Source organism: Neobacillus ginsengisoli (genome assembly GCF_030813055.1).
In genome coordinates this window covers 25,798-43,300 of sequence record NZ_JAUSTW010000002.1, presented here as the reverse complement: position 1 = coordinate 43,300, position 17,503 = coordinate 25,798, and the positions used below count along the sequence as shown (strand labels likewise).

Below are 17,503 nucleotides of genomic sequence, written 5' to 3'. Positions count from 1 at the left end.
TCAGACGATCAAAACAGTTTCTATTTCACTGAACCCATTTTTTGAATGAAAATGATTAGGAAGTGTCAATACTAATACTGACCTTAATCCAGTCACCCCTTAACCATAGACTTATTAATTTAAGCTCTCCTCTTTTTTTGAGCAGGGTCATCTTAAGTATTGTCATTTTTCTATTCTTGAAGAAACTTATTTTCATAGTAGTTTTAGTACAATAATTCACAATCTTGCTCTTTGAAACTTTCTTACACAAACTTTTCTATTATGTACCCAACCATCCTCCTGCTAATGACTATTTAGTATAAAAAATCTTTTGTTAATTATCTTAAAAAGGGAAAATTAATGGAATATATAGTTGTATAAAAATTCTTTTTAATGTATATTTATTACAAATCAGCTATAGTTAGATAGTTTGAATTTTATATAACAAGTAATATATTATCCTGGGGGATTTTCTATGCTTATTCGAAAAGCGGTTATGAGCGATACAGAAAGTATCTATAAATTAATATCAGAGTATGCTAAAGAAGGAAAACTTTTAGCGAGAACTTATTCTTCCATCTATGAAAATCTCCAAAGTTTCCTTGTTGCCGTTTTAAATAACGAAGTTGTTGGGATTACCAGCTTGACGATCCTTGACCAGAATTTAGCAGAGGTAAGGTCATTAGCCGTCAGCCCTGCATATGTCGGAAAAGGAATCGGAAAAGCACTGGTACTACAAATCATTAAAGAAACGGAAAACTTGGAAATTACTAAGCTAATATCGTTAACTTATCAAATTGAATTTTTTTCGAAGATAGGATTTAATCGAGTGGATAAAAATGAATTACCTCAAAAAATGTGGAAAGATTGCATAAACTGCCCCAAACTGCATTCTTGTGATGAAACAGCGATGTTATTGAACGTTTTACCTTAGAAATAAACTCCCGTCCTGGTATCCCTAAATGGTTTTGTTTTTAGGTGCATTTTCCAAAAAATCAAAATTATTGTTACATATGTACACAAAATATAAAAATAGAAAAGGAACGCCTTTTATAAAGACGTTCTTTTTCTTCTATTAAAGCACCCGTTAAAAAACAGAAAAATTGCGTTAATCTTTAGGTTATCTGGGGTAAAAGAATAATAAATTCTGTCCCCATATCCATTTCACTGTGCACTTGTATTTTACCTTTGAAAGAATGGACAATTTGAAAACTTACCATCATTCCTAGACCTGTCCCTCGTTCCTTTAAAGAATAAAACGGAGATCCAAGCCTATCAATTTGCTTTTTTGTCATACCAATTCCTTGGTCCTTAATGTTAATCTTTATATATCTATCATCAGTTGACGTACAGGTAATCCAAACAATTCCACCATTCGGCATAGACTCTATGGCATTTTTCAAAATATTAATCAAAGACTGGTTCAATTTTTGAGGATTACCATAAATCCAACAGTTATCAAGAATATCAGTTTTAATCTCAACCTTATGGTTCAGGCTGTAACCTTGAATGATATTGACTACACGTTGTAATTGATAAGCTACGTCGATTCTTTCGTTGTTATTTATTAAGGGTTTTCCAAAAGATAAAAAATCATTAATAATTTCATTCGCACGATCTAATTCTTCAATGGATATTTGGATATATTCCTTCTTGTTTTTAGGCAAATCAGGATCGTTTAGAAGTTGCAGAAAGCCACGAGTAACTTGCATCGGATTTCTAATTTCATGAGCGAAAACACTTGTTAACTCACTTATAACTCGTAATTTCTCCGATTTTTGCATCTCTAATCGTAACTGGTGAATCTCCCTGATCGTTTCATTTAACATAGTGAAGAACCAAGTAACTACTACTACAAAGATAAGATGAATAATCTGTACTTTAAGATAATCTATGGAAAAACCTCTAAGAATACCAAAAAAAGTAAGTCCGATGATACAGTAGTAAAAGGAAAGACCAACCGCAATTTTAACCCTTTTATCTTTTTTCGAACTTGCAAACGATTTTTGAAAAAACAATATAACAGGCAGAGAAAATAATAAGACAAGAACAGTATTATAAAATCCTAAACTGATTCCAAAATAAAGTCGATAAAGTATGATAAGGGCTGATAGGAAGATGCCTGACCAAAATCCGCCGTATAAACTCCCAAATAATAGAGGAATAATTCTTAATTCCAAACGACCATTTTGACCAAAACTCACTGGAAAGGACATGCAAAATAAAATTGATATTCCCCACAAAATGGACATTATTACGTTTCTATTTTTATAACTCTTAACCCTCTCCTTAATAAATGTAAAGTAAATAAATATGGGTATTACCATAAGCGTTAATTGCAGCAAAAAATCCTTTATTATACTCATCTTCGTTACCTTTCTTATTCTGTTCTATATCTGAATAAGGACGATAAATATGTTCATTATGTTTATGACTGTTTCATACAAACATTTATACTTTAAGAAAGAACTGAATTATATTAGTAATTATTCCATATTATACTTTATAGTAATCATAATTTGTCGACTTTTGTTTTTTTCTTTAAAGCACACTTTAAGGTCATTTCAAGAAGTCTTTTAGGGCAATACTGCCCGTTTGTTCCATAAGAAAAAGACTGTCTTAACAGCCTTACCGTATAGATTTAGGCACCCGTTAGCCATCCATGCAGCACAAAATCAGTGCTGCACCACAGAGAATGAAAATGGTAGGAAGTGTCAATACTTATATTGACCTTTACCCGGTCAACCCTAATCCATAGACTTATTAATTAACGCTCTCCTCTTTTTTTTAACGAATGAGCAGGGGCTTCTTTATAAATTCATGCGTTTATTTAGAGAATATTTCCAATAAAAAAAACGCCACTCATTAAGGTGACGCAATGGTTCCACACCATGAACAGGCACCGCATTCGATGCCGCTCATCATCTGGATTTGCGGTGGAGCTTGGTTAGACCTGGATAAAGATCTCCCCCTCCTATTTCCTTTAGAATTTCTAATTATGTTCAACATAATAAAATTGCAAGTTTCAATTAATTTATAAGCTCGATAAGCAAATCACCTGACTGGATAGCCTCCCCACTTAACACATAAATATCTTTTACAATTCCGTCGAAGGGTGCTTGAATCGTTGTTTCCATCTTCATCCCTTCTGTAATCATGAGATGATCCCCTTTTGATACCCTTTCCCCTTTTTTAGTTAATACTTTAATGACGGTTCCAGGCATGGAGGCTCCTAGATGGTATGAATTGAGTGGATCTGCTTTCAGCCTTGATATAACGGTTGTTTTGATGCTTTCATCTTTAATGATCACTTCACGAGATTGACCGTTTAATTCAAAGTACAATGTGCGTGTACCGTCTAGTTGCGCTTGACCGATCGAGACAAGCTTGACCATCAGTGTTTTTCCTTTTTCAATTTCCACTTGGATTTCTTCACCAAGACGCATTCCATATAAGAAAGTAGGAGTGTCTAACACCGATATATCACCGTATTGTTCGAATGTCTTCTGATAGTCCAGAAAGACTTTTGGATATAACGCATAAGAAATGACATCATGACTGGTAACAAAACGGTTAATTGTTTGATATAATGTATTTTTCGTTTTTTGGAAATCGAAATCCTCCAATAATTCCCCAGGACGAACGGTAATGGGTTCTCTTCTTTTAAGAACAATCCGTTGAAGTTCCTTCGGGAAGCCTTGATAAGGCTGACCTAAGTACCCCTGAAACAGTTCAACCACGGAATCTGGGAAGTCTAATGTTTCGCCTCGTTTGTAAATATTTTCCTCCGTTAAGTTGTTTTGCACCAAATAAAGTGCCATATCACCGACTACTTTTGAAGAGGGGGTTACTTTGACTATATCTCCAAATAAGTGATTGACTCTTGTATACATGTCTTTAACTTCATCCCAGCGATTTCCTAATCCAACTGCTTTTGCTTGTTGCTGAAGATTACTATATTGACCGCCAGGCATTTCATGAATATAGATTTCTGTGTGAGGCGACTTCATTCCACTTTCAAAAGCTTGATAGAAAAGACGAACGTTTTCCCAATAGTTAGAGAGTTTTTCAAAGCTGCGAATATCGATATTTGGTTTCCGTTCATGGCCTTCTAATGCATAAAATAATGAGTTGGCGCTTGGCTGTGAAGTCAAACCTGCCATAGCACTGACGGCAACATCGACAATATCTACACCTGCTTCTATGGCCTTCGCGTACATTAAAATTCCGTTACCGCTTGTATCGTGACTATGCAGGTGAATAGGAATATCTACTGTTTCTTTAAGTGTGGAAATTAACTCATATGCCGCTTGCGGCTTTAATAATCCAGCCATGTCTTTTATACCTAGAATATGAGCACCAGATGCTTCCAACTCTTTAGCAAGTTGCTTATAGTAGTCTAAGTTATATTTTCTTCTTGATGCATCTAAAATGTCTCCTGTATAACACATGGCTGCTTCAGCTAATTTGCCGCTATCTCTTACCGTATTAATAGCAAGAGTCATACCTTGCACCCAATTTAAACTATCAAAAATACGGAAGACATCAATCCCAGCTTCAGCTGATTCTTTTATAAACGTTCTTATGATATTGTCAGAATAATTTTTATAACCCACCGCATTAGAGGAACGAAGAAGCATTTGGAATAATAGATTAGGCATTTTTTTGCGTAATTGTAACAACCGCTCCCAAGGATTTTCGCTTAAGAAACGATACGATACATCAAATGTGGCGCCCCCCCACATTTCTGTTGAGAAAAGATTATGTGCTAAACGTGCCGTTGGCTCTGCAATACGTAATAAATCATTTGTTCGTACTCGGGTAGCTAGTAGAGATTGATGAGCATCACGGAATGTCGTATCGGTTAACAGTATTTCTTTTTGTTCCTTAATCCATTTGACGACACCATCAGGACCTTCATCATTTAAAATTTGTTTTGTTCCCGTTGGAATAGGTTCTGAGTTTTTTATTTCAGGCAAGGAGGGTTTAGAAAATTCGGGCTTCTTGGTTTTACCGATTCCAGGAAATCCATTCACCGTGACATTCCCAATATACCTCAGCATTTTTGTTCCGCGATCCTTGCTCTTAGGAAATAGAAATAATTCTGGTGTTGTATCAATAAAGGAAGTATCATAATCTCCTTTTAGAAACTTTTGATGCTTGACCACATTTTCAAGAAAGGGAATATTAGTTTTGATTCCGCGGATACGAAATTCACGAAGATTGCGTAACATTTTTGAAGCCGCCTTTTCAAACGTTTTCGCTGCGGTTGTTACCTTTACGAGCAATGAATCATAATAAGGAGTAATAACAGCCCCTTGAAATCCATTTCCTGCATCAAGGCGAACACCAAATCCGCCACCTGAGCGGTAAGTTACTATTTTCCCAGTATCTGGCATAAAATTATTCAAAGGATCTTCTGTGGTTACACGGGATTGAATCGCATAACCGTTGATTTGTATATCGTCTTGAGAGGGAATACCTACTGCATCACTATGTAATGTGTATCCATCCGCAATTAAAATTTGTGACTGAACAATATCAATTCCAGTAATCATTTCGGTAATTGTATGTTCGACCTGTACCCGTGGATTTACTTCAATAAAATAAAACTTATCTCCTGATACAAGGAACTCTACTGTTCCAGCATTTTGATAGCGAACATTTTTCATTAAATGAACAGCAGCCTCACAAATCTGTTTACGTAAGCTTTCGGATAATGAGACACTTGGTGCTATTTCCACTACTTTTTGATGACGGCGTTGTATAGAACAATCACGCTCATATAAGTGGATGATATTGCCGTCTTTGTCTCCTAAAATTTGTACTTCAATGTGCTTTGGGTTTTCAATAAACTTTTCTACATAAACCTCATCATTACCAAATGCAGTCTTTGCTTCAGACTTTGCACGTTCATAGGACTCTTTTAATTCACCCTCATTTCGTACAATACGCATACCTCGGCCTCCACCGCCAAGTGAGGCTTTAATCATGAGGGGATATCCATAATCTCTACCAAAAGCATCGGCTTCCTCCATGCTAGAAATTGGTCCATTACTCCCCGGGATGACTGGTATATTCGCTAGTATGGCTTGATGACGGGCTTTTACTTTATCGCCAAACATATTAAGATGTCTAGATTCGGGTCCAATAAACAAAATGCCCTCTTCTTCACAACGTTTAGCGAATTCAATGTTTTCTGACAAAAATCCATATCCTGGGTGAATGGCATCTACTTCATGTGTTTTAGCTAGTTCAATGATCCCTTCGATGTCCAAATAAGCTTCAATTGGCTTTTTTCCTTTTCCGATTAAATACGCTTCATCGGCTTTATAGCGATGAAAAGACCATGCATCTTCATTTGAGTAAATGGCCACAGTTCGAATATTTAGTTCTGTACATGCACGAAAAATACGAATGGCAATTTCCCCTCGGTTTGCGACTAAAACTTTGTTAATTTTTTTCGTTACAACACTCAAGCTTTTTACCCCTCTCGTATAAATTTAAACAAATTTATAGATTATTATTTTATATATGGATTAAAGAGTTGTGCATTATATAAAAATTTATAAGATTCATTGGATATGGGTAAAACTTGCAATGTTCCTCTCCTGTTTCGTAACAAAAACTCTTTCAAGGTATTATTTATCTTACAAGAGAAGCTAATTTAAGAAGTCAATTTCCATTTATCAAATACTTTATAAACTTAGATTGGCTCAGGAGTATACCCTACATAGGAATCGTGGGCTGAAAAAATGCCTTCTTGTTGTAAAGGTTGAAATACCCGAAACTTGCGGAGTTGTTTTCCATAAACATGGATGGTTATCGCCGTTTGATCGCCCTCCGTTTCAAGGATGTGACAATCCGCTGGGGGCAGGAGTTTGCTAGTCATTTGCTGATTTATAATCAATGTATTAGTTTGTTTGAGTTTTACTAAATTTTCTGAAATTTCATCCACTCGAAGGTAGTTCGTCACCTTGATCTGTCCAGTCACAACCCCTTCAGCTCCCCAAGTACCATCGTGATCATGGAGTGAAGTTTTCTGCCCCGGCTTCCAGACAAGTGCTATGATCTCAAAACGATCCTGCGGATCGCAGTAGAGGGAATGGCGGGCATAACCTTCCGAGTTGGGCTTCCGCTTTTCGGGAGAGAGCCAGGATGTGGTACGAAGCAGTTCACCAAGTAAACGCTCTGCTTCTTCCACCCGAACAGCATCACTCTCAGTTCTCTCTATTACCCATGTCATATCTCGAATAAAGTCGATCAGTGTATATTCCATCGTTTGATTTGTCATGATATATTGTCCTCCTATGATGGATAATTTCTTTAATGTTTTGCTTTCACTATAACTATTTAGCAAAAACATGCCACCGATAAAAAAACACAGGAATGCTTTCTATTTTCCGATATTTTACCTGATATTATTGAAATCTTGGGATAAACCTTTTCCATAACCACTATCGATACATTTGTTAATTCTTTAATATGAGAAATCTTTATCTCAGGTTTGAGAAACAATTCTGCTAATACTAAGGAAGAAAAAGGACCTTATGTAAAGGTCTCTATTACACTATGGATTCTAATTCTTTACATGACCGATAGATAAGTTCAAAAAGCTGGTCCAAATCAGATAATTCAACACAGGAGAATGCGATTCGAAGATCCGTCTTGGCAAGGGAGATCGTCCCCACTCCATACTGCTTGAGCAAGTGGATCCGCAGCGTTTCTGCATCGGTATGCTTGATTCGAAGACACACGAAATACCCTGAGTTGAATGGATAGGATTCGAATGCATCCGCATATTTCCCGTCTGCTAAGATCTCTTTGACTCGCTTCGCCCTGGCTTTCATTACCTTATTTTTCTCCCCGCGCTGCACTTCAAATTCGGGATTTAACAAGGCATCCAAAATGATTGTTTGGGAAAGGTGAGGACTGCATGAGATGGTACTTCGTATAGAACCCATCGTCTTTTTCTCCAGCGCTTCCAAAACCGAAGTATCTTGGATTCCAAATGTGAGAAACCCAACACGAAAACCCCAAGCATATTCTTCCTTGGTTGCCCCATCAATTTTAATGGGGAGGACACGCGGGTGTAACCCTACTAAACGAGCAAATATAGATTCTTTGATTGAATCTTCATAATATAATCCAAAATAAGCATCATCAATAACAGCAACAATGTTAATCCCAATATCCGCTGCCTGCTTGATGGCATGAAGGATTCCCTCCACTTCTTTTTCCAAAGGAGTATAGCCTGTTGGATTATGCGGGAAATTAAGCACAAGGATCGCTTTTCCATTCTTACAGGATAAAAGGGCCTCCAGCATGCCTTTTACATTAAATTGGTTTGTTTTAGTGAATAATGGATAGGTCACTGTTTGGCTGCCGTGGCGAACGTTGAATGTTATATGATAATTATCCCAATACTTATCCGGTAGTAAAATAGGATCACCATTTTCCACAAACAGGTCGGATACGATACTCAAGCCATGGGTCAGCGCGTTCGTCACGATCGGGGTGCCAAATTCCTTTCCTTCAAGGGAAGGATTATCTTTCAGAAGTTTCTTTCTCCAAACCTCACGCAACTCTGTTTTTCCTGCCGGTGGTGCATATGGATACAGGTCTTTCGGATCAAATGAGGAGAGGTTCTTGTGGATGACATCTAAATACATTGGTTGTCCACCCTCTGAAGCCATCCCGATTGTTGCATTGAATCGGTCTGCTTTTCCCTTTGCCTCTCCTGCCTGGCTGACAATCCCTTTTGGGAAATACAATGATTTTCCCAGTAATGACAACATCTCATATACTGGTTTATTGCGTTCTTCAATGACATGATTTAATTCTAAAGCCAATGGGTTTAGCACTTTATTCACCTTCCTTATAGGTTGAAATCTCCAATTTAGATTTCACCTAATTCAACTAACAAATCTCCTGTTTTAATCATAGCTCCAGCATGATGCCCAATTCCGTGCTGGCCTGGAAAATACGGACGGCAATTTCTCATCAATTTACGACTAATACTTTTAGGAATGGCTTTGTTTTTTTTCACCATCTGTTCCTCCCGACACATGTCTTCACCCATAAAATGTACAAATTATACATCAATTGTTTGGCTTAATTTAATTTGTTCCTCTCTATTAATCCTGGATATCTAATTTTCATTACTTTGTTAAGTAATAAATCTAAATCTTGACTATATTTAATGGTTCTTGTATCACACAGACCATACATTAATCCTGATTTCTCCATACTGACTTTTAGATAATTGTATTCGTTCACATATTTCATAAGTTCCATTTTCTGTTCCTCCTTGAAGCAAAAAAGTTATATAATTCTTCCCTACTAAATGTACAAAGGATAGGGGTGATTCTATATCTAAAGGTGTATAGTGCCTATACAAAAAATAAGTTGATAAAATCGTCGATTTTGAATATATTGCCAATAAATATTGAGTGACTACTCAATATTTATTGGCTTCAGATTAATTTGGGTGATACAGATTGTTCTATTCTAATTTTCCACTTGCCTCTACGATTTGATTGAGAAACTGTTCAACTTCTTCCTGGCTTTTTCCGAGTTTACTTACAAAGCGATTAAGTTCCTTCCCTTCTTGAAAAGCAATAAAGCTTGGGATTCCGTACACATCTAGCTTCTCTAATAGTTCCGGAAAATCGTCTCGATTTACTGTGATCATATCTACTTTTTCTTTATACGCTTCTTCCAAAATTGGCATGAATAAATCGGTATGCTGACAGTCTGGGCAATATTCAGCATAAAATTTGGCCATAACTGGTTTTGTTGATAAAATCGCCTCATTAAACTCTTGTTTTGTTTTGATCTCTTTCATAATTAAAATCCTCCCTATTTTTTGTTCTCCATGTTTATTCTGATTATTTCTACTACTTAATCTCACTTGCATCAAGATATCTTTCACAATCCAGAGCAGCCATGCAACCACTTCCTGCTGCAGTAATTGCTTGGCGGTATTTATGATCTTGAACATCCCCGCAGGCAAATACACCAGGAATATTTGTTTCTGTTGTACCAGGATTCACGCTGATATATCCCATATCGTCCGTTTTAATTTGATTGCCTAAAAAAGACGTGTTCGGTTTATGGCCGATTGCTATGAAAATACCATCAGATTCCAGAATTTCGTTTTTTCCAGTTTCGCTGTTTTTAACTTTCAAGCCAGTAACATGCCGTTCTCCTGCAATAACTTCTTCGGGAATGTGATTTAAACTCCAAGTAATTTTTGGATTATTTTTGGCGCGGTCTTGCATAATTTGGGAAGCGCGAAGCTCCTTTCTGCGGTGAACAACACGAACCTCCGAAGCAAACTTCGTTAAAAAATTTGCTTCTTCCATAGCTGAATCTCCGCCACCGACAACGATAATTTTCTTCCCTCTAAAGAAAAATCCATCACACGTTGCACAGGTGCTTACCCCACGCCCAATATTTTCCCTTTCCCCTGGAATATCCAAAAGTTTCGCAGAAGCCCCCGTAGAAATGATTAAAGATTGTGTTTTGAGCACCCCTATTCCTTCCACCGTTAAGGTAAAAGGGTTATTTGAAAAGTCGACTTTTTTAACCCACCCCCTTTCAAACTTTGCTCCAAAATACTCAGCTTGCCTTCGCATGTTCTGCATCAACTCTCGGCCCATAATCCCTTCAGGAAAACCAGGAAAATTCTCAACATCTGTTGTCAATGTCAATTGCCCCCCTGGCTCAGGCCCTTCAATGACTAGAGGACTTAGGTTAGCACGTGCCAGATAGATTGCTGCAGTTAACCCAGCAGGGCCAGTCCCCAGAATAATGGTTTTATACATCACTTACCTCCTCGTTGTGCTAATCTCTCTATTCATGAATATTATTTGCAATTTTCGTGCCAATTTTTAATTTTCTGTAAAATCGCTATTTTTACAACGATATACAGGTTAATGAGTCCCATTTCCTATCACGATTGAGAAAAATCTTTTCAAGATTAAGAAAAACATATCGTTGTCATTTTTTTCTGAGACTCTCACCAACAAAGGAAGTAGCCGGTGGTCTATCTCCTCCCTCCTTTCTCTATTACTTATCATTTATATTGCAAAAACCATGCCAACTAATTTCTCCTATAAAACCTTATTGTTTGCGCACCCCACACTATGGAAATTCCCAATTTTGCTATCATTCATTTTAAAAAAGCCTTTATCATCAAGCTTAAACTCTTCCTAGGACTAGGAACTAGTTTTGCATCTGTGATAAACTCTTCAAGCTATTTCTCCTCAAGAACTGAGTTAAAAAAAAAGCAAACAGAGCTTCTGTTTGCTTTCTTTCATTATTTAAATAGAGGAAAGTAAATCAAATATTTCTGTCCCTGCTAAAAGCTTTTGCACCAAAACCATTATTCCCTACAAAAGAGAGGATATTATCTTGCCCATCATTCTTTTTTGTTTTTACGGGTCACACTATCACTATATTATAATTAAACTTCAATAAAGAGCGAGGTATTGGCATATAACGCTGAGGCGCCGCCAGAGTGCACAAATAGGATGTTATCGTCCGACTTAAAGATGCCTTTTTGTATTAAATCAATGAGCCCCGCTGCTGCTTTACCTGTATATACTGGATCCAGCAAAATCCCTTCTGTTCTTGCCATTAGCTTGACAGCTTCCACCATTTCAGGCGTAGGTAAAGCATAGCCTGGTCCGACATACTCATCAAAACACGTAACAGCCTCACGAGGGATTGAATTTGGAATGCCAATGTGTGCTGAAGTTTCTTTAACAAGCTGAAAAACTTTCTCTTCTTGTTCCACTTTTGCTCTGCTTACGTTTATTCCGATTACTGGTATATTACTTTGATTTCCATAAAAGCCAGTCACCAAACCTGCATGCATTCCCCCGCTACCGCTTACACAAACGACAGCATTCATATTGACTCCATAATCAAAGGACTGTGCCAAAATTTCCTGAGCACAAGCAACATATCCCGTTGCACCTATGCCATTCGATCCCCCAACCGGAATTATATAAGGTTTATTTCCCTCTTCCGTTACCTCTTTAGCTACTTTCTGCATTTCTTTCATCAAGTCTGTCCCATTAGGCACGACCTTGACTTTTTCAGCGCCCAGTAAATGATACAAAAAATAGTTACCATTAAAATCTGGCTCAGATTTGGTTAAAAGCCCCTCTTCCAATACAAGAATGCACTTCATTTTCTCTTTAACAGCAGCGGCCAGCGTTAAACGGCAATGATTTGATTGAATGCCTCCACATGTAATTAACGTATCCGCGCCTTTTTCCACTGCATCCGCAACAAGGAACTCTAGTTTTCTTGTTTTATTTCCACCAGCCGTCAGCCCCAGTAAATCATCTCGTTTAATATAAATGGAAGGTCCCCCAAGAACTTCAGAAAAGTGATGTAATTTCTCAATGGATGTATATGTTGGTGTATACCGCTTTCTGGGAAATTGTGCTAAATTCATATTAATTCTCCTCCTGTATCCTCTGTTTAAGACTAGCTATATGTAAATTAAAGAAAAGAGAATATCAATCTGACATTCTCCTTTCAATTATTATGATTAAATCATAGCAACCGCTTCGATTTCAATCAAAGCATCTTTAGGTAAACGAGCAACTTCAATCGCGCTTCTCGCCGGATAATTCTCGGAAAAAAATTCTCCATATACTTGATTCATCGCGGCAAAATGATTCATATCGCTTAAAAAAACCGTTGTTTTTATTACCTGCTGTAAGTTTGCTCCCGCCGCTTCTAAAACCTGCTTAAGATTCTTCAATGACATTCTTGTTTGCTCCTCAATATTATCAGGCATTTCTCCTGTTTCAGGATGAATCGGCAGCTGCCCTGAAGTATACACTACATTTCCTGCTTTAATACCTTGTGCATAAGGACCGATAGCCTTGGGAGCTTCTTTGGTTATGATTGTTTCTTTTATCATAAAAACCCACCTCTTTTTTTAATGTAATCCTATTTAACGGAATTGTGTTTAATGTTCCTCTGAAAATAAGCGCTGTACATTACACACAGCTTTCCTCACTATTCTTTACGTTCAAAATCACACTCCATAAGAGGGACCACTTTTGTTTTCTTAATGAATTTATAACTAAGCCAGAGAAGCAAGAAAATAGGAAGACCAATATACGTCGCCAGAATTTCTGCCCAGCTGATTTGTTGTCCTGAAAAAAGATTCTGTCCAAGAATGAAAACCACAAAAAATAACATCGTGATAACCGGACCCAGCGGGTACCATTTTGCTTTATACGGCAATTCATTTAAATCTCTTCCTTGTGCCACATATGCCTTACGAAAACGGTAATGACTAATGGCAATACCGAACCATTTGATAAATCCGGTCAGAGCTGAAGCATTTACCAGCCAAATAAAAACCGAACCATTTCCAAAAAGGGAAGCCAAAAAGGAGGCAAGTCCTAAAGTCGCCGTCGTACACAGAGCCAACATGGGAATTCCCTTCTGGTTAAGTCGTGCAAAAATGCGTGGTGCCTTTCCTTCTTTCGCTAATGCCCATAGCATACGTGAAGACGCATACATTGCTGAGTTTGCTGCTGATAAAACAGACGTAAGGAGCACGGCATTCATGACTGAAGCGGCAAATGCCAAACCGGCTCTTTGAAGAACAAGTGTGAAGGGACTGATAGAAACATTTTTAATGCCGGTTTTAAGCAGGTTCGGATCAGTATAAGGAATAATCAAGCCGATAACAAATATCGTTAACACGTAGAAGATGAGGATTCGCCAAAAGATTGAACGAATCGCTTTTGGTACGTTTTTCGATGGATTATCGGTTTCACCTGCAGCTGTCGCTATCACTTCGGTTCCCTGAAATGCAAAACCAGCGACGAGCACTACACTAAAGATAGATAAAAGCCCTCCATGGAAAGGAGCATCTCCTTGGGTAAAGTTACTGAACCCGATCGCGTGTCCTCCCATAATTCCAAAAATCATCGCAACCCCAATAACGAGAAACACGATAATCGAGATGACCTTAATACCCGCAAACCAGTATTCACTTTCCCCATATGCCTTGACGGATAAAATATTTAAGATTAGCAGCAAACCCAGAAATAATGCGCTCCACAAGAGAGAAGGTACGTTTGGAAACCAATACTTCATTATAAGAGTAGAGGCAACCAAATCCGTAGGAACCGTAATCGCGGTGGTATACCAATAGTTCCAACCTAACGCAAAGCCTAACGCAGGATCAACATACCTTGAGGCATAGATGTCAAAGGCCCCTGGAACCGGTAAAAAGGCCGATAGCTCTCCCAAACTATTCATGACAAAATAGACCATGATTCCGACTAAAATGAATGCAGCGAGCGCTCCTCCCGGCCCTGCAGTGCTAATCGTTGATCCGCTGGATACAAACAATCCCGTTCCAATAGCGCCGCCAATAGCCATCATCGTTAAATGTCTAGATTTCAGCTTTCGGTGTAATGATCCTTCTGAATTTCGCTCTTCTAGGACGTTACTTAACTCCGCTTCTAATTTCCCCATAGCGTGTCCCCCTATTTACTCTCATAGTTCAAATCCAATTTGTCTTGTCTTATCTGACTGTTAATCTCTTTTTGTGTCTTTTTGGAAATTTCAGTTATTTTAAAAGACAGCTCTGCTTCCTTCTTTTGTCCTCACCCCTCTCAAAAATTCCGGGCGAGAAAATGATTTGAGGCACTCTCCCGCTTGAATTTCAATAAACTTTTAATGAAGTTAACATAATTGATATTTTTCTAACTTGCGATAAAGAGTAGACAGGCTAATCTGTAGTTCCCGGGCGATTTGTTCTTTATCATTTCGATATTTTTCAGCTAAGAAGTAGCTCTGGATCACGTCTCTTTCATATTCTGAAAGCATTTGTTCTAAACTTAATCCTCCACTCTCCACAGAGAGAAAATCCTGTTGAAGTACATAGTCAGGTAAATCATTGAAGCCGATAATATCTGATTCAGCCATATTGATCATATATTCTACGGCGTTTTCCAACTGCCGTATATTGCCCGGCCAATCATAGCGTATAAGCCATTGCTCCAGCATAGGGTCAAGTCTCAGTGGGTACCTTTGCATGATCCTGCAATGCTTTTGAATGAAATGTTCGAGATATAAGACGATATCACCGCGCCGCTCCCTTAATGGTTTAGTATGGAGGGGGATGACATTGAGACGATAGTACAAATCCTCGCGGAAAGTGCCCTTCTGTACCATTTCTTCCAAGTTACGGTGAGTGGCCGCAATCACCCGTACATTAATCCCGATTGCTTTTTTTCCACCGATTCTTTCAATCTCTTTTTCTTGTAAAACCCGTAATAATTTTGGTTGCAAGAAAAGAGGCATATCCCCAATTTCATCAAGAAAAATGGTTCCATTGTCCGCTAATTCGAATTTTCCCATTTTCCCATTCCGACTTGAACCGGTAAACGATCCTCCCTCATAACCAAACAACTCACTTTCCAACAAGCTTTCAGGTATGGCGGCGCAATTGACTGCTACAAATGGATGAATTCGGCGCTCGCTTTCATAATGAATTGCTTTGGCTAATAATTCCTTCCCCGTACCGCTATCTCCCCTAATCAGGACAGTGGATGGGCTGTTTATAATCCGTCTTGCTTTTTTAATCACATCTTGAAGCCCGGAATCTTTACCAAGAATGGTTTCAAAAGAAATGGTTTTCGGGGGGATTGGGATATCCTCTTGGATTTTGCAACCCTTTTCTTTACCAAGGTCTAGCATTGCTAATTTATTTCCTAACAATATACTTACATTGCTTAAAAAACGTATTAGCTTGTCTGATTCTATAATCATTTTCTCCTTTTGTTTATGAGAAAAACCAATCATGCCAATGACGCCAACTAGTTTTTCTTGCTTTACAATAGGAAATCCAATGGTAGCGAGTTCTTTACATTGATTCACGAATTTACACTTCATACATTGCGACTCATCTTTTTTTACATCGATTATTACTCCAGGCTCTCCTGTTTCCAATATCATTCTGAAAAAGGATCCTTCCGGAGCCGCTTTGCCAATGAGCTCTTTATAATAGCCAGTCCCGCTAATGCGAACGCCCTTATCATCCAGTACAGTTATATCCAAACCAAGGATTTCTGCCGTGTTCTCAGTGTAGTCTTGAATAAACTGCTGTATGCCAATAAAGCCTGCCATATGATCCTCCCTTGCTCTAGCGTTATATAGAATAATAAAACAATACTATCATAAAACAACTTAATGAGCTTTACACAAAGAAGCGATAGCATTTTCTATTCTACCCAGCGCATCTTTTAACATCGAACGCGGGCAAGCAATATTTAGCCTCATAAATCCTTCACCTTCCCTACCGAAAATGTGTCCTTCATTCATCGCAACTCTTGCTCTTTGTAACATAAATTCATCCAATTCTTTAACTGAAAAACACAATTCCCGGCAATCCAGCCATACAAGGTATGTGCCTTCCGGCTGGATGACGTTGATTTCTGGAATGTTGTTCCTGAAGTAACTCAGAGTGTACTCCAAATTTTCCTGCAAATATTCAAGGAGCTGATCCAGCCATTCTTCTCCATAGCGGTAAGCTGCCTCTAACGCAACAGCGCCAAATATGTTTGGCGAACCAATGGATAATGTATGAAGTTCTTGATCGTACCTATCGCGCAGCTGCTGATTTGGAATAATAATACTCGATGTCTGCACACCCATCAGGTTAAAAGTTTTGCTTGGCGCAATGCAAGTTAGGGAATGATTCGCAAACTCTTCTGAAATAGAGGCAAAAGGAATGTGAGTATGTGTCTTATAAACAAAATCAAAATGAATTTCATCTGCTACAATGAGAATGTTGTGCTTTATGCAAAGCTGTCCCAATCTCGTCAATTCTTCTTTGCTCCAAACCCTTCCGATTGGGTTATGAGGACTGCACAGAATCAACATTTTTACCGTTGCATCTATCTTTGCCTCTAAGTCTTCGAAATCCATGATATAACGCCCATTTTCAAGCACAAGCGGATTGCTTACAATTTCACGGCCGGTCGCTTGGATCACACGGGCAAAATGATGGTATACAGGCGGTTGGATAATAATTTTGTCTCCTGGCTTCGTAAAGGATTGAATCGCCAACGATAAGGCCGGAATCACGCCTGGGCTGTGAGTAATCCATTCTTTCTTAACGGACCATTGATGTCTTCTTTTTAGCCAATCAACAATGGATTCCATATAGGAGCCAGATCTAACAGCGTAGCCATAGAAACCGTGCTCCACCCGCAGTTTCAACGCTTCGATCACAGGTTGCGGAGACTGGAAATCCATATCGGCCACCCACATCGGAATAACATCCTTTACGCCAAATTGATTTTTAATATTATCCCATTTTTCACAGTCTGTGCCCAGTCGACAGATTTCTTGGTCAAAATTATATTTCATGAAGTATCTCTCCTTCTCATGTTTGCTTATGCATAATGCATCATTACGTAATTTATATAAGCAATTTTCATGCCAACTTATTTGCCTTATAAAACCGCCA

Annotated in this window: 14 protein-coding genes; 1 reads left to right on the top strand and 13 read right to left on the bottom strand. The window is 38.2% G+C overall.

What is annotated here, in order from left to right; genetic code table 11:
- Positions 1 to 454 precede the first annotated feature (454 nt).
- Positions 455 to 913 carry an N-acetyltransferase gene (locus tag J2S10_RS05605; protein ID WP_307405266.1) on the top strand — a complete coding sequence of 153 codons (459 nt, stop codon included), beginning with the start codon at positions 455 to 457 and terminating at the stop codon, positions 911 to 913.
- 181 nt (positions 914 to 1,094) lie between these two features.
- Here J2S10_RS05605 and J2S10_RS05600 read toward each other — a convergent pair whose 3' ends face one another.
- From J2S10_RS05600 to J2S10_RS05540, 13 genes are all read right to left on the bottom strand, one after another.
- Complete coding sequence (locus tag J2S10_RS05600) at positions 1,095 to 2,345, bottom strand: ATP-binding protein (protein WP_307405264.1); 1,251 nt, start codon at positions 2,343 to 2,345, stop codon at positions 1,095 to 1,097.
- 663 nt (positions 2,346 to 3,008) lie between these two features.
- Complete coding sequence (pyc, locus tag J2S10_RS05595) at positions 3,009 to 6,458, bottom strand: pyruvate carboxylase (RefSeq protein ID WP_307405262.1); 3,450 nt, start codon at positions 6,456 to 6,458, stop codon at positions 3,009 to 3,011.
- 227 nt (positions 6,459 to 6,685) lie between these two features.
- Entirely contained in the window at positions 6,686 to 7,273 is a 588-nt protein-coding gene (locus tag J2S10_RS05590) for a cysteine dioxygenase family protein (protein ID WP_307405260.1), read from the bottom strand.
- Positions 7,274 to 7,544: 271 nt separating this feature from the next.
- Entirely contained in the window at positions 7,545 to 8,843 is a 1,299-nt protein-coding gene (locus J2S10_RS05585; RefSeq protein WP_307405258.1) for an aminotransferase class I/II-fold pyridoxal phosphate-dependent enzyme, read from the bottom strand.
- Positions 8,844 to 8,878: 35 nt separating this feature from the next.
- Positions 8,879 to 9,028, bottom strand: coding sequence for a hypothetical protein (locus J2S10_RS05580; protein ID WP_307405256.1), 150 nt, complete (start codon positions 9,026 to 9,028; stop codon positions 8,879 to 8,881).
- Positions 9,029 to 9,093: 65 nt separating this feature from the next.
- A complete protein-coding gene (locus J2S10_RS05575; RefSeq protein WP_307405254.1) occupies positions 9,094 to 9,276 on the bottom strand; it encodes an aspartyl-phosphate phosphatase Spo0E family protein in 183 nt (60 codons plus the stop codon).
- 208 nt (positions 9,277 to 9,484) lie between these two features.
- Positions 9,485 to 9,826, bottom strand: coding sequence for a thioredoxin family protein (locus J2S10_RS05570; RefSeq protein ID WP_307405252.1), 342 nt, complete (start codon positions 9,824 to 9,826; stop codon positions 9,485 to 9,487).
- A 52-nt stretch (positions 9,827 to 9,878) separates the two neighbouring features.
- Positions 9,879 to 10,808 carry a thioredoxin-disulfide reductase gene (gene trxB / locus J2S10_RS05565; protein ID WP_307405250.1) on the bottom strand — a complete coding sequence of 310 codons (930 nt, stop codon included), beginning with the start codon at positions 10,806 to 10,808 and terminating at the stop codon, positions 9,879 to 9,881.
- Positions 10,809 to 11,449: 641 nt separating this feature from the next.
- Positions 11,450 to 12,451, bottom strand: coding sequence for a D-cysteate sulfo-lyase (gene cuyA / locus J2S10_RS05560; protein ID WP_307405248.1), 1,002 nt, complete (start codon positions 12,449 to 12,451; stop codon positions 11,450 to 11,452).
- Between the two features lie 96 nt (positions 12,452 to 12,547).
- The gene (locus J2S10_RS05555; RefSeq protein ID WP_307405245.1) at positions 12,548 to 12,925 is read right to left on the bottom strand and encodes a RidA family protein; all 378 of its coding nucleotides are present in this window, start codon (positions 12,923 to 12,925) and stop codon (positions 12,548 to 12,550) included.
- 98 nt (positions 12,926 to 13,023) lie between these two features.
- Positions 13,024 to 14,502 (bottom strand): amino acid permease, encoded by a 1,479-nt coding sequence (locus J2S10_RS05550; RefSeq protein ID WP_307405244.1) that lies wholly within the window; start codon positions 14,500 to 14,502, stop codon positions 13,024 to 13,026.
- A gap of 210 nt (positions 14,503 to 14,712) precedes the next feature.
- Positions 14,713 to 16,158 carry a sigma-54 interaction domain-containing protein gene (locus J2S10_RS05545; RefSeq protein WP_307405242.1) on the bottom strand — a complete coding sequence of 482 codons (1,446 nt, stop codon included), beginning with the start codon at positions 16,156 to 16,158 and terminating at the stop codon, positions 14,713 to 14,715.
- Between the two features lie 60 nt (positions 16,159 to 16,218).
- On the bottom strand, positions 16,219 to 17,403 hold the full coding sequence (locus J2S10_RS05540) for a MalY/PatB family protein (RefSeq protein WP_307405240.1): 1,185 nt from the start codon (positions 17,401 to 17,403) through the stop codon (positions 16,219 to 16,221).
- Between the last annotated feature and the right edge of the window lie 100 nt (positions 17,404 to 17,503).